The organism is Thalassoroseus sp. (genome assembly GCF_984380535.1).
In genome coordinates, this window is record NZ_CFHRBF010000020.1 from 89,873 (window position 1) to 109,723 (window position 19,851).

Here is a 19,851-nt window from a genome sequence, read left to right on the forward strand (position 1 = left end):
GCATAACGGCGGGAGGAAGGCTCTGAAATCGTATCATATCGAACAATGCTGTTCCATGTCGAATTGACCAGGTTCCCGTTTCGTGCGGTCTGAGCATCTGTCGAGACTCATCGAACACCACGAAATACCGGATGCCCGATTTGAACGGGAATGACGACCGATTGATGGACTACGACGTCCGTGAGGCAGAAGCTGCTCTCATGATGGCGAAGATGACCACTACTTTTTGACAATCCTTGCGACACGTGTTGAGACCAGGTCGCGGGGATGTGGAGAAACGGCACGATGCGGAAGTGTTGTCAGCACGACGCAAATCGTGTCGGTACTCGGATCGGCCCAACAAATTGTTCCGGTCGAGCCGGTATGACCGAATGTTCTCGGGCTGAGATCCGGTGTATTGCCAATGCGGCCGAGATCAAAACCAAGGCCTCGCGAACGCAATTGATGCCGGTTCTGGTTAGACGTCATCAATCGAATTGTCGCAGGTTTGAGGATGGTTCCCGTCGGATGGAGAAACTCGTGCAGGAAACGTGCGACGTTCTCAGCCGATCCATGGGCGGCTCCCCAGGGGGCTCCTAGTTTTCGCCAATACGAACTATTCCAGTCCCAGGATTTCGTTGAGGGGTCACCCGCGCCGGATTCAGGGGCGGCACGGTCGACTTGGTTCATCACCACATCGGAAAGTTGGAAATCACCAAGTCCCATGGCGGACCGCGTGAGTTTCAAGGGGTGGTAGATTCGCTCGTGTGTCAGCTCTGCAATGGACTTCCCGCTGATTCTGCGAGCCACTTCCGTCGCTAGCAGAATCGCCATGCTCGAGTAACGGTATTTCGTACCCGGCTTGAACAGAAGCGGCGTCTTCGTGGCTGCAGAGACAAACGCCGACAGGGGGGCATGGGCCGCTCGTAGTTTTGCGTTCTCAGGAAGTTGGTCCGGCAAACCAGATACATGGGTCATCAACTGACGAATGGTAATTTTCTCACGACCGTCCCCGCGAAACTCGGGAAGATATTTCTGTGCCGGGTCATCGAGTTGAAATCGTCCTTCATCGAACAATGTCATCACGGCCGCGATCGCGATTGTTTTCGAAATCGATGCCAATAAAAACATCGCATTTTCGTGCTCAGCTTTCCCGTAGACATGCGAGAAAACTTGAGCTCCCTGCCGGACATACAAGGCACTTGATTCTACTTCACCATTCGCGGCGGCCTGCGTGAGAATATCACCGGCACTCTGCAGAGATTCCTGGTCCCATGCTGCACTGAGTCGTGAACTCAGCAGTAACGCAAGTCCACTTTGCAGGAACGTTCGTCGTTTGAGTGTTGCTAGATTCATAAGTCGCCAAGCTGGATGGAATTGCAACAGGGATTATACAAGGATGTCATCGACCACATGGCCATGCACATCGGTGAGACGGAAGTCACGACCCTGGAAGCGGTAGGTTAGTCGCTCATGATCGATGCCCAGGCAATGCAGAATCGTCGCATGAAAGTCGTGGACGTGCACGGGATTTTCTTCGATGTTGTAACAGTAATCGTCCGTCCGTCCGTAACTGATACCAGGCTTGATACCGCCGCCTGCCATCCAAATCGAAAAACATCGCGGGTGATGATCGCGACCAAATGTTTTCGGGTTCCCTTGCGAGTAGACCGTTCGGCCGAATTCTCCGCCCCAAATCACGAGTGTCTTGTCTAGCAAGCCGCGTTGCTTGAGATCGGTGATCAAGGCCGCCGAACCTTGGTCTGTCTGTTTGGCGAGTACCGGAAGATGAGTTGGTACATTGCTATGGTGGTCCCAACCACGGTGAAACACTTGAATAAACCGGACGCCGCGTTCGGCCAACCGACGAGCCAGGAGACAGTTAGCCGCATGCGTTCCCGGTTGCTTCGCCTCTTCGCCGTAGAGTTTGAACGTGCTTTCTGGTTCGTTGGAAGTATCGGCAAGTTCCGGCACAGACGTTTGCATGCGGTAAGCCATCTCGTACTGTGCAATCCGCGTTAGAATTTCGGGGTCTCCGATTTCTTGCTCGCGAAGCTGGTTCAATTTCGCGAGGCGATCGAGCATTGCGCGGCGGGCAGGATCGCTGTTTCCCGCAGGATCGGTAAGGTACAACACCGGGTCACCTTGGCTGCGAAACTTCACGCCTTGATACTTCGACGGCAGAAACCCGCTCCCCCATAACCGATCGTACAACGGTTGAGCTTGGTGAAAGGTGTTCTTGCTTAGCAACACGACGAACGCCGGCAAATTCTCTGTCTCACTCCCTAAGCCATAACTAAGCCATGCCCCAATACTTGGGCGACCCGGTTGCTGATGACCCGATTGAAAGAACGTGATTGCCGGGTCGTGGTTGATCGCTTCGGTGTGCATCGACTTAATCACGCAGATGTCGTCTGCCACGCCAGCCATCTTTGGCAACAGTTCACTGATCCAAGTTCCCGACTCACCGCACTGCTGAAATTTCCACGGGGATTGGATAATCGGAAAACTCTTTTGACCGGCCGTCATACCGGTCAATCGTTGTGCCTGCCGGATGCTTGCAGGCAGTTCGGTCATATGGAGTTTTGCGAGCGACGGTTTGTAGTCGAACAGATCCATCTGCGAGGGAGCCCCTGATTGCAGCAGATAGATCACCCGTTCGGCTTTGGGCGCGAAATGTGGAATCCCCGGCATACCGCCGAACCGGTCCCCCGGTGTTTCCTTCGCGAACAACTTCGGATTCAACAAAGAACCCAACGCCACAGAACCGATGCCTGTGCTGAGTCGCCCGAAGAACTGTCGTCGGTTTTCCAACAGCTGAAAATCTTGAATCGGAGAGTTCATCGGTTACCCCTTGGTGATGGCTTCGTTCATGTTCATCAGCAGCCGGGCGATACTGGCGTATGCGGCCAGTTCGTGGATGCTGTCTTTGGTCGAGTACGATGACTCACCGACTTCCAGAACGCGACGTGCAGCGACGGGGTCGTGCTGGAATCGTTTGAGTTCGGCTTCGAGTGTGTCGCTGAGAATTCGCAGTTCATCTGCGGTTGGTTGATGCGATGTCACTAGCCGAAAACCGTAACGCAATCGATCGTCCACTGTCTCGCCACCATGCTCGATCATGCGTTCTCCCAAATGCCGAGCGGCTTCGACGAACTGCGGACCATTGAGAAGTAACAACGCCTGCAACGGCGTGTTGGTTCGGGATCGTTGTAAGGTGCAGAATTCACGTTCCGGAGCATCGAAAAGTTTCATCATCGGCGAGGGAGCCGTGCGTTTCCAGAAGGTGTAAAGTCCACGTCGGTAGAGGTCTTCTCCGCTTCCCTGGGGGTAGGCTTGTGAGTAGCCAGGGCGGTTATTCAACTCCAACCACAATCCGCTCGGCTGATACGGATAGACACTCTTGCCACCGATACGGTCCACTAACAGATCGCTCGCGAATAGTGCGGCATCGCGAATTTCTTCGGCGTCTAAACGCACACGTGGCCCACGAGCCAATAGTCGATTTTCGGGATCGGTTCGATACGCATCGCGACCGACCCGAGACGATTGTCGATAGGTCGCAGAGTTTACGATCAGTCGTTGCATGTATTTGATGTCCCAGCCGCTGCGGATGAACTCCAAGGCGAGCCAATCCAGCAACTCAGGATGGCTTGGCAACTCCCCTTGAATGCCGAAGTCTTCGGAAGTTTTCACCAACCCCGAACCGAACATGCGTTGCCAATATCGATTCACAGCAACGCGGGCCGTTAGAGGGTGTTCGGGGGCGAACAACCATTTGGCGAACCCCAATCGATTCGCCAGAGCATCTTTTGGCAACGGAGGTAGAACGGCCGGAACGCCGAATGCCACTTCTTCGGTTGGTTCGTTGTACTGACCGCGATTGAGAATATGCGTCGCACGTGGTTTAGGCAGATCACGCATAATCATCGTGGCCGGGAAGCCCGCGGCCTTTTGTTTCTCCAAGACGGTGATGCGATCTTGCAAGGCCTGTCGAGGATTGTGATGGGCCAGGAAGTATGTTCTTAACGTTTGCGTTTCGCTCTCTGTTCGAGTTGTTGTGGGCGTTGCTGCAAGTCGCCGAATCTCCGCGGGAACGTCGTCAAACTCGATTCGTTTTGGTGAGTCGGAAGTGGTCGACAACCGCGGTCGACCGATGCCATGGGTCGCGAAACCGGCTTCGTGACGGAGTCGAAATTCCAACCGCGTCCCTGTGGAAAACCCAAACGGTTTATCGGCGATGAACACCGCTGTTGCGTTTTCCTTGCGCGTCGGTCCGTCGACCGCCCAACCGTTATTGCCGGCAATCGTCCCGTCAATAGCCTTGTCGATTTCGTAACTTTTCTGCGAGTAATCCGCGATCGCTTTCTGAAATTTGATTGGCTGTCGTTTTGTCGGATCTTCTGTGGAAACCGCTGTCAGTTCAAATTCACTCAGCACGAAATTCGAATTGGAATGCCGACCTGGACCACCGCCGGGGAGAGATTCGTGCGTCAAAGCTTCGAGGCGAATTGCTGTGATGTTCTGCGTGGAAGTTGTCGCGACAATTGTGTAAACATCTTTCGAGGGATTCGCACCGCCTGCGAGAATGGAGTTGTCATCGAGGATTTTCAGTGTGGTGCCGCCGCTCGATTTGGCTTCGATCGGTTCCAGGACATGCCACCCGTCACGAGATTCCGCTGCTAACTCCTTCGCCCAGTTCTCAAGGTGTCTGTCGACATCAATGGGCGTTTCCAACTGCGATTTCAATTCCGCGAGTTGCTTGTCCAACTCTTCCTGTTGATCTGTAGCCAACGGAGAGGGAATTTGCTCACGCGGATTAAACCCACGCATGCCTCGTTCGGGAACCTGATTGAAGTAGGCATAGAGTTGGTAAAACTCTTTTTGCGAAATCGGATCGTACTTGTGGTCGTGACAGCGGGCACATCCAATCGTCAGTCCTAACCACACTTGTCCGGTTGTCACCAAGCGGTCCATCACGTATTCCGTGCGGTATTCCTCGTCGATGATACCGCCTTCGATCGTGATGCCATGGTTTCGATTGAACCCCGTCGCAAGTCGCTGTTGCGGCGTCGCGTTGGGTAGCAAGTCTCCGGCAAGTTGTTCGATGGAAAACTCGTCGAACGGTTTGTTCTTGTTGTAAGCGTCGATCACCCAGTCACGCCAGACCCATTGCTCGCGTTCGGTGTCGTATTGATAGCCGTTGCTGTCGGCATACCGTGCCAAATCGAGCCAATGTCGTGCCATGTGTTCGCCGTAGGCGGGCCGGTCGAGATAACTCTCGACCATGCGTTCATACGCATCAGAAGACGAGTCTTCGACGAACGCATCGATTTCCTCCAAACTTGGCGGCAACCCCGTTAAATCGAACGCCACACGACGAATGAGCGTCTCACGACTCGCTTCCGGTGCGGGTTGCAGTTGTTTGTCTTCCAGGTGTGCAAGAACGAAATGATCGATCTCATTTTTGGGCCAGTTTGTGTTTTGAACGTCGGGTAGTTTTGGCTGTTTCGGTGGATTGAACGCCCAGTGCGACGCGTACTTCGCTCCCTGGCTGATCCACGTTTTCAGGGTTTGAATTTCCGCCGGAGTCAGAGCTTTTGACTTTCCGCCCGGCGGCATTCGCTCGTCGTCGTTGTCGCTAGTGATTCGTCGAATCAATTCACTGGCAGCGATGTCTCCTGGTACAATCGCGTGTTCCCCAGAGAGGGCTGCATTGGTGGCGGACTCGCGTTGATCCAACCGCAATTCCGCTTCACGTGTGGCCGAGTCGGGGCCGTGACATGTGAAACAACGATTGGATAAAATCGGTCGCACATCCCGGTTGAATTCCACATCGGCAGCATCCGCAGAACGGGCACCGACGAGAACCAGCACGATGGACCATCGCCGGATGACAGAGGCAGTCATTCGAAGTCTCTTTCGCAAAATCTCGCTCATATGAATTTAACTTAGTATGAAAACACAACCCGCAATGCGAAAGGGCGACGAGGAATTGCCGCAGCAACCGTCCATGTGTTCCCCATGCGATTCGTGAGTGATTCCAGAACGACGACTTTGCCGGTAACATCAAACGGTTGTTAAGAACATACGCCACTTAAACGCAGGGTCGCACGATGAGAAACCACACGTGTTTGTTTCTGTTGAGTTCAATCTTCCTCGGAACAAGTCTGGCGATTGCCCAAACGCCGACTCATCAGAATGTTGCGTACGATGATGATCATAAGTCGCAATGTCTCGACGTGTACTTGGTGAAATCGAACCAACCGACACCGGCCGTTGTTTACATTCATGGAGGCGGTTGGCGAGCTGGTTCGAAGAATCGCATTCCCGGTTGGTTGCAAGGTTTCGTTTCGCGGAATGAGGCCTCGGTGATTTCGGTGGAATACCGGTTTACCGATGTGAAAACGCATCCTGCTCAGGTCAATGATTGTCTCCGTGCGATTCAATTTGTTCGCAGCAAGGCGGGTGAGTGGAACATTGATCCTCAGCGGATCGCTGTGACGGGAGGGTCCGCTGGCGGGCATTTGTCGGCCTACGTGGCTCTCCACGACGATGTTGCCGACACGGATTCCGACGATCCGGTCGAAAAGTTTTCGTCCCGTGTGAGTTGTGCCGTCAGTTTTGCCGGCCCGACTGACTGGAAACTGTTGAGCAGCATTGATCATCGTCACCCCGCGTATCGGCAACTCATTGGTTATCAGCCCGGTACTCCCGCAGACAAACTCAGTGCCCGTCTGGTGGCAGACGTTTCCCCAATCACGTTCGCATCGAAAGATGACCCGCCGTTGATGCAGGTGCATGGCGATCGCGATGATATTGTTCCGCCTGAACATGCCATCAATCTGAACGAAAAACTTAAGACTGTGGGTGTCACGACGGAACTGGTGATCGTGCCCGGTGGCAACCATGGGGTCGCTGGCGCAGACAATAACATCACGGAACGACCAACCGCATTCGTGCGAAAGCACCTCATGATCCCATAACCAACCAGCCGGTTATAGCCAGGTCCTTGCACAACCAGATTCCGCGTGAAATCCATCTTCCGTGCAGTCGATACCGGTCTGCGCGGAGGTCTTTCCGAGATGTTTTTACGTCGATCTGGTGGTTTCTGCGAATGGCTGGTCTTTGCCGGGATTATTCACGATAATTCGGTCCGCCCTACACAAAACCGTGCTATCCCAAAGAACGCAAGGGTTGCTCGGAAGCTCGGCAACCCGATTCAGATGCTGGAATTCTCGACATCATGACTACGCCCAAGCGCGAGAAGACTCTGAACTACCTGGTGGATTTGTTGGACCTCGTTGTTCGAGAGCAGGTCGGTGAATCGCTGGCAGACTCGATGCAAAAGATCAGGCGGTTGTCGATCGAGCGTCGCGTCGGTCTGCCGGATGCAGAAACTCGACTGGTCGAAACTCTGACGGAACTGGAACCCGACGAGTTCCGTGCGGTGATCCGCTGGCTGAGCATGTTTTTCGATTTAGCCAACGCCGCGGAAGACCAGGTTCGAATTGATGTCTTAGGCGAACGCGATGAGCAATCGCGAACGCTCGGTGTGCCGCGGGAGGAATCCATTGCGGCAGCCATCATTGATCTACACGAACATGGACTGTCAGCTTTGGAAGTCCAACGCTGGTTGGATCGCCTGGAAATTCATCCGGTATTTACAGCTCACCCATCGGAAGCCAAACGTCGAACGACTCGCCAGTTACTTCGCGACATCCGCAAAACACTACCGGCGATCGAAACGAACCCGGGCGTCGATATTGAAGAAAAACTCGCAGCCGATCTCACGGTCCTTTGGCAAAGCGACCTTGTCCGTCCTGAACGACCACCCGTGATGAGCGAAGTCAGTCGGGGACTGCATTTCGCGTCGACTTTATGGGTCGTTGTGCCGCGAATCTTCCGGGAGTTGCGTGAAGCCCTCCGCAAGTCGTACCCCAATCATCAATTCAACATTCCCCGATTTCTCAGCTTCGGAACCTGGATTGGCGGCGACCGCGACGGGCACCCGTTCGTGACGGCCGAGATCACTCAGCAAACCTTTGCGCGATTACGCCGAGCGGCTCTTGAGCGACATCTGGAATTGTGTCGCGAACTCAAAAACCAGATCGTGATGTCGGATCATCAAATCGCATCAGAGAACGTGCTTCGGGAGCGAATCGCGTCCTGCTGCGAGAACTTCCCCGGGCTCACCGAAGCGATCTCAAAGATTTCTCACTTGGAAACCTATCGTCAGTTTTTGGGAACGATCGAATTCCGAATTCTGCGAACACTGGAATCCATCGATGCCGATGCCCCGGTCCTCGGAAGTTATCAATCGATCGACGAGTTTCGGGACGACTTGCAGGAGATCTACACCAGCGTGACGCGAAATCACGGACAACGGATCTCGCATCAATTCCTACAGCCTTGGATCGATGTGGCCCAGACATTCGGGTTCCATTTTGCGGCATTGGATGTCCGGCAGAATTCGCTGGTCCACCGCAAATGTCTGGAAGAAGTCGTCGCCTTGCAAACCGACGGGAACGACGAGTCGGAACTCGCAGATGTAATCCGCAACACATCGCCAAGTCGGATCGACCTTGAGAAATTGGGGGAAGAAGCTCGGGAAGTCTTCCAGACATTTATGTTGCTCGTCGATGCCGTAAAAACCTGGGGACCGGAAGCTGTCGGTGTTTACATCATCAGTATGACTCACTCGGCTCAAGATGTTCTCAATGTGTTATGGCTGTGGAGATCGGCCTGGGTGCAAGTTCACGGCGATGAAACAAATCTGGCCGGCTTGCCGATTGTGCCGCTGTTCGAAACCATTGAAGACCTGCGAAGTTCAGCTGCCATTCTTGACGCGTTGCTCACCGACCAGCAATATCGGGACTACCTCCCTGCCACCGGCCAGCAAAATCAAGTGGTGATGGTGGGCTATTCCGACAGTACCAAAGACGGTGGATATTTGACCGCTTGTTGGGAACTTTATCGCGCTCAGGAGCAGCTTGCGAATTCCGCTCGACAACACCACATCGAGTTGACAATTTTCCACGGTCGTGGCGGGGCTCTCGGTCGTGGTGGCGGTCCGGCAGCCCGGGCGATTCGTTCGCTTCCGCCCAAGTCTGTCGGTGGACGCATTCGCGTGACCGAACAAGGCGAAGTGCTTTCCGAACGCTATGACGACCCTGTCATTGCACATCGGCATGTGGAACAACTTCTGAATGCCACGTTGCTCGTCAGTGCCGGTCCCGAATTGGAAACCGACGGAACCTGGGTGGAGATCATGGAACATCTCTCCACAAAGTCGTTCGCAAAATATCGGGAGTTGATCGAGCATTCAGGGTTCCTCGATTACTTCGATCGTGCAACTCCCATTAGCGAAATCGAAACGTTGCCGATCGGTTCTCGTCCCTCGCGACGAGGCCAACGCCGAACACTAAGCGACCTGCGAGCGATTCCTTGGACGTTTGCGTGGACCCAATCACGCCATTTGTTACCGGCTTGGTTCGGCATGGGAACGGCAATTCGCGACTACGTCGACCGAAATGACTCTTCCTGGTCAAGCTTGCAAACCATGTACGAGCAATGGCCGATGTTTCGGGCTCTGATCGACAACGCGGAACTTGCCCTCTCCAAGGCCGATATGCAGATTGCCCAAGAGTATGCATCGTTGGCGTCTGAAGACAGCGGGCGGGAAATTTGGGAGTTGATCTCGACCGAGTTTCAACTCACGCGTGGGGCCGTATTGATGATCAAGGATAATTCCGAACTCCTTGACGATGTGACATGGCTCAAGAACGCTGTCCGCAATCGAAACCCATATGTCGATCCGCTGAACCTGGCTCAGATCATCTTGCTCAAGCGAATTCGCCATAAACCTGACGACGATGAACTGACAAATCTCGTCCGCCTCGCCATCCAGGGAATTGCATCCGGTCTTCGCAATACGGGTTGATTGTCGTCTTCGGCCGATCGTCCGGCTCTTCCCAGATTCGATCGATCTGCTGCAAAAAACTGCAAAAATCGGCAATCTCGGTGCCCGCATTTGTTCGTGAGGTTCCATCTCCTTTGGAGTCGCTTTTCATGCTGCGCGATGTGTGTTATGTCACACATGTGCAGGTGCCTGTGAAGGGCGAGACTCCAAACACACGATCATCGGTCGAACGACTGACAGCACGGGATATTACGAATGTCTTGGATGTATTGGTTGGCAGGTCTATATGAACGATTGATTCTGGGAAACCAGGCCCTTCAACGGTCCAGACAGCTGCAAACGAATCGTCGACGCGGTACCCCTGCGATACAGGCCGTCGAAATTCTGGAAACGCGAACGCTTTTGTCGGTCGATCCGGTCGCGATATCGAGCGGCGAGACCGTCATGGGAACGATCAGCACCAACGGCGAACAAGACAGTTACACCATCGACGCCGCAACCGGTGAGGACTTGCTACTCACGATCGGCGAGGCGAATGGCTTCCAGTTGGAGGTGACGTTATTTGCTCCCGACGGGATGGCGTTGCAAAGTGCAACGGAGAACTTTGGGTTCCGTCTTGATCAGAAGAACGTGCCTCAATCGGGGACATACACGTATGTGGTGCGGGAGGTCGATGGTAATGGTACTGGCAATTATTCGCTGACGGCAGTTGTCGTCGATGAAACGATTGACGACGATAACGTGGCGATCGCAAGTGGCACAACGGTCAATTCATCGATCGCGACTGGCGACATTGATACCTACACCATCGATGCGACTGCGGGTGAGGATCTACTGCTCACGATCGGTGAGGCCGAAGGCTTTCAGTTGGAAGTCTCGTTGTATGCTCCCGATGGCACAGAGCTACAAAGCATCACAGAGAACACCGGCTTCCGACTGGATCAACGCGATGTGTCTCAGACCGGCACATACACGTATGTCGTCCGGGAAGTGAACGGCGATGATACCGGCGATTATTCGTTAACCGTGGTCCTGGTCGATGAGACCGTCGATGCAGACAACATCGCCTTGATGAGTGGTGCCACCGTCAATGCATCGATCGCTCGTGGCGACATTGATACCTACACGATCGACGCCACCGTCGGTGAGGACTTGTTGTTTACGATCGGCGAAGCCAACGGCTTCCAATTAGATGTGACGTTGTATGCTCCGGACGGTACGGAATTACAAAGCGTGACGGAGAACTTTGGGTTTCGTCTCGATCAGAAGAACCTGCCTCAATCGGGGACTTACACGTATGTGGTGCGGGAAGTCGATGGTGATGACACTGGCAATTATTCGCTGACGGCGGTAGTCGTCGATGAAACGATTGACGCCGATAACGTGGCGATCGCAAGTGGTACGACGGTCAATTCCTCGATCGCGACCGGCGATATCGATACCTACACCATTGATGCGACTGCAGGTGAGGATTTACTGCTCACGATCGGTGAGGCCGAAGGCTTTCAATTGGAAGTCTCGTTGTATGCACCTGATGGCACAGAGCTACAAAGCATCACAGAGAACACTGGCTTCCGACTGGATCAACGCGATGTGTCTCAGACCGGCACATACACGTATGTCGTCCGGGAAGTGAACGGCGATGATACCGGCGATTATTCGTTAACCGTGGTCCTGGTCGATGAGACCGTCGATGCAGACAACATCGCCTTGATGAGTGGTGCCACCGTCAATGCATCGATCGCTCGTGGCGACATTGATACCTACACGATCGACGCCACCGTCGGTGAGGACTTGTTGTTTACGATCGGCGAAGCCAACGGCTTCCAATTAGATGTGACGTTGTATGCTCCGGACGGTACGGAATTACAAAGCGTGACGGAGAACTTTGGGTTTCGTCTCGATCAGAAGAACCTGCCTCAATCGGGGACTTACACGTATGTGGTGCGGGAAGTCGGTGGTGATGACACTGGCAATTATTCGCTGACGGCGGTTGTCGTCGACGAAACCGTTGATGCCGACAATCGTTCGTTGAACGGAGGTTTGACGGTCAATGACAGCATCGGCACCGGCGATATCGATACATTCACGATCGATGCAACGGCGGGTGGGGACTTGCTGTTCTCGATTGACGAAGCAGACGGTTATCAATTGGAGGTCACCCTTTACTCGCCAGACGGTTCGGAACTTCAACGGGTGACTCAGAATTCGGAGTTTCGGCTCGATCAACGGAATCTCCCGCTCACGGGCACTTACACGTATGTCGTTCGCGAGGTGGATGGTGACGACACGGGGGACTACACGTTAACTGCGGTCGCGGTCGATAGCACTCCAGAGCTGGACACCGTCGAACTGACCAGCGGTTTGACCGTCAACGGCACAATCGCTCGCACCGATATCGACACGTTTACGATCGAGGCAAACGCTGGTGACGATTTATTTCTGGCGGCCAACGGATCTTTTGGCGGTGGTTTCAAACTCGAAGTCAGTGTGTATGCCCCAGACGGCACATTGCTGCAGACGGCGGTTCCCCCGATCAATACCAGTGGGATTCGGTTGGATCAGTACGACCTTGCTCAGACGGGCACCTACACCTATGTCTTCCGAGACCTGGAAACGGATGCGATCGGAAGTTACTCGCTGACTGCCATCGTCTTCGACGACACAATCGATTTCGATAATACGGCTCTCAACGGTGGCGAAACGATTAGTGGCACGATCGCCGAGGGAGACATAGATACATTCACGATCAACGCTTCGGCCGGTGACGATTTGCTGCTTACGAAGTTTGCGGAGGGAAGTGCGAGTCAGTTCCGCTTGGACATTACACTCTACGCCCCCGATGGATCCCATCTACAAACCGCTATCGGCGTCGACAATCGCAACGGTTTCGTACTGAACCAACGGAATCTGCCGCAGACGGGGGTTTACACATATGTTGTTCGCGAACGCGACGGCAAGTTGAGCTCCGACTACACACTGCGTGTCGATAAGGCGGTTAACTCGAATGATGCCACGGTCTCGGTGGATAATGTCACGCAAGATGAAGCGACCGGGGCCATGCGGTTCACGGTATCGCTTAGTCAAGCGGTCGGCGTCGATGTCTCAGTTGACTATTTCACGACGACCAACACCGCGAGTTCGAGCGACTTTACAGCGGTTGCCGGCACCGTCACGATTCCTGCCGGTTCCACATCTGCAACGTTCCTCGTTAGTGTCTCCGACGACATGACCGAGGAGAACGACGAACGGTTCTTCGTCAATTTGGAGAATGTCCAATCGGGGGCGTTCGATGTGGCCGTGGGAGACGGTCAAGGTGTGGGCACGATTCTGGATGACGATGCACCATCGCTGTCGGTCAATGATGTGCAGCTGGAAGAAGATGACGGGCCGATCGTCTTCACAATTTCATTGAATCAACCGTTGGCGGTGGACTTGGAAGTCGACTTTACGGTGACCGATCAGGGGCCAACGGGTGGGGCTGTGCCGGACAGTTTGGTGCCGATTCCACAAGCCGATACCGGCGATGTGGTCGCATCTGGTAAGGCCTTCATTCCCGCGGGAAACACTTCGACTCAGGTGACGGCTCCGTTGGCATTGGACAATCTCATTGCATTTCAACGGGAGTTTCGTGTCACGCTAGGGACTCCCATTGCGAACAACGTCAGTGTCGGTCTGACGAAAGGTGTCGGCGTGGCGACGGTCATCAACGTCGAAACGGCATTGCTTTCGATTGACGATATTACCCAGGACGAAAATGCGGGAACGATGACGTTCACCGTAACACAGACGTTGCCGGCCGATGTCGATGTCTTCTTCGATATCACACCACAGAATGATAGCACCGACGACGCCGATTTTTCGGCGACACCAACACGCTTGAGTATTCCCGCAGGCAACACCACTGCAACTTTCACGGTGGATGTCGTCGCGGACAATGTCGTGGAACTCGATGAGCGATTCGTGATCGATCTTACCAATCTCGACCCCAGCGGGCGAGCGGTGACTTTGGGTGACAGTCAGGGTGTTGGAACAATTCGCAATGACGATGCGGCGGCGATCTCCGTCAACAATCTGACGCAGAACGAAAACGACGGCCCGATGACGTTCCTGCTTACGCTGGATACCGCCGTCGATGTGCCGACAACCGTTCAATTCGCCACTGTCTCCGACACGGCTGATACTAGCGATTTCACCGGTCGGTCGGGGAGCGTTACCATTCCTGCTGGAAGTCTATCTGTGCCCGTGACAGTCCAAATTGCCGCCGACAACACAGTCGAACTCGATGAACGGTTCTTCGTGAATCTCAGTGGCCCGAACGCGAGCGGTCGCAGTGTGAGTCTGGGGTTGGCACAGGGAACCGGCAATCTCAACAACGACGACGCCGCGGTATTGACCATCAACGACCCGGTGCAAACGGAAGATGCGGGAACCCTCGAGTTCACCGTTTCCCTGAGTCGTCCTATCGACGTGCCCATTCGCTTCGACTTCGCGACGCTCACCGACTCGGCTGATGCAAATGACTTCACGCCGCAATCGGGAACCGTCTCGATCCCGGCTGGCAATCAGACGGCGACAATCTCCGTCCCGCTAACAATGGACAACACGACCGACGAGGGAGCCGAACAGTTTTTTGTGGAACTCTCGAACCTCGTCAATGTCGGTCGCGATGTGACCTTCGGCGATTCGCGGGGAACGGGCACAATCATCGGGGACAACGGTGAAGGTGTGATGGCACGAGTCTCGATCAATGACGTGACTCAAGACGAAGACGCCGGCACCTTGAACTTTACGGTGTCGCTAGATGCTCCCATCTCGGAACCTGTGAATATCGATTTCACAACCGCCACAGACACCGCCGACGAGACCGACTTTGCGATCCAGACCGGTACGGTTACCATCCCCGCCAACAGCACCTCGGCGATTGTTTCCGTGAACGTCAATGCCGACTCGGTGGTGGAACGCGACGAGCAATTCTTCCTCAATCTTTCGAACATACAGCCGAGAACACTTGGGGTTTTGTTCGCTGATAACCAAGCCGTGGGCACCATCACGAACGACGACACCGCCCGCCTCAACATCGATTCGGTTAGTGGGTTTGAAGGTAGTGACGGGACCCGCCCGTTCGTCTTCACGGTGACTTCGGATCTTGCAGTGGATCGGTCGTTCACGGTCGATTTCTCGACGATCAACCGTCCTGAAACCGCCGGCGACCCGGCGTCGGGCACCGATTTGGTCTTTCGGACTGGCACTCTGACATTCGCGGGGACGGCAGGGGAAACGCAGACAATAACGATCGACGTCAACGGCGACACTCAGCCCGAACAGGACGAAGCGTTCTTCGTCGTACTTTCGAATATTCAGGCTGGTGGTCGAGATGTGGTGACCGTCGCCGGAAGTGGGCGAGGCGATATTTTCAATGACGACTTAGCCGCGTCAGACGCTGCGATTATCGATCAAGGTATCAACAACGCAGCCATCAACGGAAGTTATCAGAAAATCGTAAGCGGTAGTTTCGATGGCATTGAGATCATGGCTAATGATTTGTTCTTCTGGGATCCGATCTCGGGAGCCAATCGGATCGTGTACGGTCATGGGCCGATTTGGAACAACCCGATTGATCCGGGGGCACTGAATGGCAATGACTTCAATCACGTGGTCGTCGGAAACTTCAATGAAGGGCGACAAACGGAACTGTTCTTCTGGAATCCGCGAACCGGTCGGAATCGTCTCGTTCACTTGAGCAATGGGATTGTCGATGGGGCGATTGAAACGAATGTCATTCCGCCGCCGGCCATCAATGGCAATGACTTCACCACCGTGGTTGCAGGCAACTTCAACGGCGACGGTACGACGGACTTGTTCTTCTGGAATCCAGTAACCGGTCGAAACCGAGTGGCCCACTTCGAGACGATCGCGGTAGGGTTGAATAGCGATGTCGCAAATCTCCAGACGAACGTCATCGATCCCACGATTATCAATGGAAGTTTCCAGACGGTGCATGTCGGACAGTTCCGCGCAGGTGGTCTGGACGAGTTGTTGTTCATCAACCTGCAGAGCGGTGCCAATCGTCTCGTTGTTTTGGAAACGATAACGCCAGGGCTGACCACCGGCTTTGATAGTTTCCAAACCAATATGCTTCCGCCGAGTGCGTTCAATGGTTCGGCTTACCATCGGATTGTGATCGGGGATCTGAACGGTGACGGATTAGACGATGTATTCGCTTGGAACATGCGGAGCGGAGCCAATCGAGTCGCACTGACCAACCTCACGCCGGGCAATTCGCCGAATGTTGTCAGCAGTGTAATTGCTCCGTCGACAATCAACGGGGAATTCGAGCACATTGTGCGGCTCACGGAAGACGTTTTTAGTTCGCCCGATACCGACGAGTTCTTCTTCTGGAATCCTCGAACCGGCCGCAACCGCGTTGGTTACTTGTAAGGCACTCTGAGTTTCAAAGACGCTACGATCCAACATTGGTCTCCGATTCGGGATTAAAGCGACCAGAAAACCCCTTGACACGAATATAGTTTACATGTAATATATTGATGTCGTGAGTTTAATTGGAGTGAGACGAAACGAATGTCAACGAATCGACTGCAAGATGAACTTAAGAAAAAACGGCCGTTTGAGTCGCCGGAGCAGGAAGCGATCCTCAATATCTTGCGGACAAACGACCAATTCCAGAATCGGTTCGGGCGTTTGTTTCGCGAGTTTGGCTTGACTCCTTCGCAGTACAACGTGCTTCGCATTCTGCGTGGGGAAGGCAAACCGTTGCCCTGCCTGGAGATTGGCGAGCGAATGATCCAAGTCGTTCCTGCTATGACAGGGTTGATCGATCGCTTGGAAAAACAGGAGTTAGTAACGCGGGAGCGTTGTACGGAAGATCGCCGCGTTGTTTACATCGCCATTACGCCGAAAGCTCTCGATTTACTCAGTGAAATGGACGAGCCAGTGATGAGTTTGCATCAGCAATTGATCGGGCATTTGAAACGCACGGAACTCAAAGAGTTGAGTCGTTTGCTAGAGAAGGCTCGATTGAGTCTGACGACCGAGGACTAATGTCAGTTTTTTTGCCAAAAACATGACATATCAATAGATTGTGTAGAAGTTTTTAACGTAAGGAGAAGTGATGAGTTTTCAGGACAAAGTCGTTTTGGTCACCGGTGGAACATCTGGGATCGGTCGCGAGACTGTGCTTCAGTTTGCGAAAGCGGGGGCGAAAGTTGTGCTTGCCGGTCGTCGGACGGACGCAGGAGAGGCGGTCGTTCACGAAGTCAAAGCGGCTGGCGGGGAAGCGAAATTCGTGCAAACTGATGTGACGAACGAATCGCAAGTGAAACATCTTGTCGATGAGACCGTCCGCCATTTCGGCCGCTTGGATATTGCGTTCAACAATGCCGGGGTCGAGCAGTCCGCTCCCGTGACGGATTTCACGGAGGACGATTATCGGAAGGTGTTCGACATCAATGTGCTCGGCGTGTTTCTGAGCCAGAAGTATGAGATTCCCGCGATGCTTCAGTCTGGCGGTGGGGTGATTATCAATACTTCGAGCATTGCAGGACATGTCGGGATGCCCGGTGCCTCAATTTACATTGCTTCGAAGCATGCAGTCGAAGGCATTACAAAGACGACCGCGTTGGAATTCGTGCAGCAGGGTATCCGCGTCAATGCGGTCGCCCCTGGGGGAATTGCAACCGACATGATCGACCGATTCGCAGGTGAGGAAGGAACCGACGGCCGAAAGCAATTCGCGGCCCAACATCCGATGGGACGACTGGGTCAACCTGAGGAAATTGCGGCTGCAGTGCTGTATCTCGCCTCCGATGCCGCGTCGTATACCACCGGTGTTTCGTTACCCGTGGATGGCGGTTTTCTCGCTAAGTAACACGGCGACCATCGTTATACGTATTCAAATCAAGGTTCTGTCATGATCGCTATTCGCAAAGCCGACGAGCGTGGTCATGCCGATTACGGCTGGCTCGATACCTATCATACGTTTTCGTTTAGTTCCTATCGCGACGCGAAACACATGGGGTTTCGGTCACTTCGCGTCATGAATGAAGATGTTGTTCAGCCCGGTCAGGGGTTTGGGACGCATCCTCATCAGAATATGGAGATTGTGACCTATGTGTTAGAGGGAGCGTTAGAGCACAAAGATTCGATGGGCAATGGCGAAGTCTTGCGTCCCGGCGAGTTTCAGCGGATGTCCGCGGGAACGGGCATCACGCATAGCGAGTTCAATCCCTCGAACACTGAACCTGTCCACCTCTACCAGATTTGGTTGTTTCCCGAACGCAAGGGAATCGAACCCAGCTACGAACAGAAATATTTCGAGGAAGAGGAACGGCGGAATCGGTTGCGGTTGGTGGCTTCGGCTGACGCGACTGAGGGATCACTCCGAATCCATCAAGATGCGAAGATTTACCTCTCGAGTCTCGATGAAGGAACAGAAGTTACACACGACCTATCCACGGGACGCCACGCATGGCTTCAAGTGTTGCGTGGCCGCGTGTCGCTGAACGGTCAAACGTTAAACACGAGTGACGGCGCTGCCGTCAGCGATGAGAATCGGCTGACGATTGTCGCCAAACAGTCGGCCGAGATCTTGCTGTTCGATTTGAACTAGACCGTATCACGGTCTTCTGTGTCCGTGGGGTCGTGAAAAATGCTTTGGTTTCTAACCTCCACGAGACAGAACCCGTACGAACAAATTTGTACTTCTTCAAAGCTTGGCCGCACGTCTTTTCGAATTTTTGCCATCCAAAGGTTTTTCTGATGAGTCACGATAACGCTTTGTTTCAACCGTTCCGTATGCACGATCTGACACTCCGCAATCGGATTGTCTTAGCTCCTATGACACGTTCACGGGCGGGGGTTGAACGTCTGCCCAATGGATTGATGGCCGAGTACTATCGGCAACGGAGCGGTGCCGGACTCATATTGACCGAAGCGACCACAATCTCCGAACAGGCCAACGGCTGGAACCAATCGCCGGGCATCTATACTGATGAAATGGCCGAGGGGTGGAAACAAACAACTGACGCCGTTCACAAAGCCGGCAGCCGAATTTTTCTCCAGCTTTGGCATTGTGGTCGCGCTTCGCATAGTGATTTTCATAATGGAGATCCTGCGGTTGCACCATCTGCCATCAAGATTGATGGTGATGCCATCCATACGCCGCAAGGCAAGAAGCCATACGAGACGCCCCGAGCGTTGGAAACATCCGAAATCCCACAGATCGTGGAAGACTACCGCAAGGCAGCCGAGCGTGCTCGAGACGCGGGTTTTGATGGGGTCGAGATCCATAGTGCCAATGGCTACTTGATCGACACGTTCCTTCAGTCGAAAACCAATCATCGTGATGATCAGTATGGTGGAAGCGTGGAAAATCGCTTTCGATTCCTCAAAGAGATTGTGGAAAGCGTGACGACGGTTTGGTCTCCCAATCGGGTTGGCGTTCGACTGTCGCCCAATGGTGTTTTCAACGATATGGGGTCACCCGACTACCGGGAACAGTTTACGTTCGTCGCGAAGCAACTCGATCAATACCAACTGGCATATCTGCATGTCATGGATGGGTTGGCCTTCGGATTCCATGAACTCGGCGAGCCGATGACGTTGAACGAGTTTCGCAAGGTTTTCTCGGGACCACTGATGGGGAACTGTGGTTACGATCAAGCATCCGCTGAAGCGGCCATTGGCGGCGGCGATGCGGACCTCATTTCCTTCGGTCGTCCGTTTATCAGTAACCCGGATTTGGTCGCGCGATTCCAGAACGGTTGGCCGTTGGCTGAACTGGCTGATATGTCCGATTGGTACTCGCCAACCGGCCAGAAAGGCTACACCGACTATCCGGCATACACGGCGGAACAAACCGTTTAACGCTGTTCGGTGCACGCCCTTGTCTTCCGGCATTGGCTTTGAGATTGCGATTCGGCGAGCGAGTT

General features: G+C 53.9%; 10 protein-coding genes. 7 read left to right on the forward strand and 3 right to left on the reverse strand.

Going from position 1 to position 19,851, the window contains the following annotated elements:
• Positions 1-219: 219 nt before the first annotated feature.
• Genes AC5DDB_RS24640 through AC5DDB_RS24650 form a run of 3 tightly spaced genes read right to left on the reverse strand, consistent with a single transcriptional unit; the run spans position 220 to position 5,889 of the window.
• Positions 220-1,335 (reverse strand): serine hydrolase domain-containing protein, encoded by a 1,116-nt coding sequence (locus tag AC5DDB_RS24640; RefSeq protein WP_491742415.1) that lies wholly within the window; start codon positions 1,333-1,335, stop codon positions 220-222.
• Between the two features lie 33 nt (positions 1,336-1,368).
• Positions 1,369-2,823, reverse strand: coding sequence for a DUF1501 domain-containing protein (locus AC5DDB_RS24645; RefSeq protein ID WP_491742416.1), 1,455 nt, complete (start codon positions 2,821-2,823; stop codon positions 1,369-1,371).
• A gap of 3 nt (positions 2,824-2,826) precedes the next feature.
• Positions 2,827-5,889 (reverse strand): PSD1 and planctomycete cytochrome C domain-containing protein, encoded by a 3,063-nt coding sequence (locus tag AC5DDB_RS24650; protein ID WP_491742417.1) that lies wholly within the window; start codon positions 5,887-5,889, stop codon positions 2,827-2,829.
• Positions 5,890-6,095: 206 nt separating this feature from the next.
• Here AC5DDB_RS24650 and AC5DDB_RS24655 point away from each other — a divergent pair, with 206 nt between their 5' ends.
• The 7 genes from AC5DDB_RS24655 (at position 6,096) to AC5DDB_RS24685 (ending at position 19,786) form a co-directional block, all read left to right on the forward strand.
• Positions 6,096-6,965 (forward strand): alpha/beta hydrolase fold domain-containing protein, encoded by an 870-nt coding sequence (locus AC5DDB_RS24655; RefSeq protein ID WP_491742418.1) that lies wholly within the window; start codon positions 6,096-6,098, stop codon positions 6,963-6,965.
• 260 nt (positions 6,966-7,225) lie between these two features.
• A complete protein-coding gene (ppc, locus tag AC5DDB_RS24660; protein ID WP_491742419.1) occupies positions 7,226-9,922 on the forward strand; it encodes a phosphoenolpyruvate carboxylase in 2,697 nt (898 codons plus the stop codon).
• Between the two features lie 234 nt (positions 9,923-10,156).
• Entirely contained in the window at positions 10,157-16,342 is a 6,186-nt protein-coding gene (locus tag AC5DDB_RS24665; RefSeq protein ID WP_491742420.1) for a beta strand repeat-containing protein, read from the forward strand.
• Between the two features lie 141 nt (positions 16,343-16,483).
• Entirely contained in the window at positions 16,484-16,963 is a 480-nt protein-coding gene (locus AC5DDB_RS24670; protein WP_491742421.1) for a MarR family winged helix-turn-helix transcriptional regulator, read from the forward strand.
• A gap of 70 nt (positions 16,964-17,033) precedes the next feature.
• A complete protein-coding gene (locus AC5DDB_RS24675) occupies positions 17,034-17,789 on the forward strand; it encodes an SDR family NAD(P)-dependent oxidoreductase (RefSeq protein ID WP_491742422.1) in 756 nt (251 codons plus the stop codon).
• A gap of 42 nt (positions 17,790-17,831) precedes the next feature.
• Positions 17,832-18,530: a pirin family protein gene (locus AC5DDB_RS24680; protein WP_491742423.1), complete on the forward strand. Its 699-nt coding sequence runs from the start codon at positions 17,832-17,834 to the stop codon at positions 18,528-18,530.
• A 149-nt stretch (positions 18,531-18,679) separates the two neighbouring features.
• Positions 18,680-19,786: an alkene reductase gene (locus AC5DDB_RS24685; protein WP_491742424.1), complete on the forward strand. Its 1,107-nt coding sequence runs from the start codon at positions 18,680-18,682 to the stop codon at positions 19,784-19,786.
• The last annotated feature ends 65 nt before the right edge of the window (positions 19,787-19,851 follow it).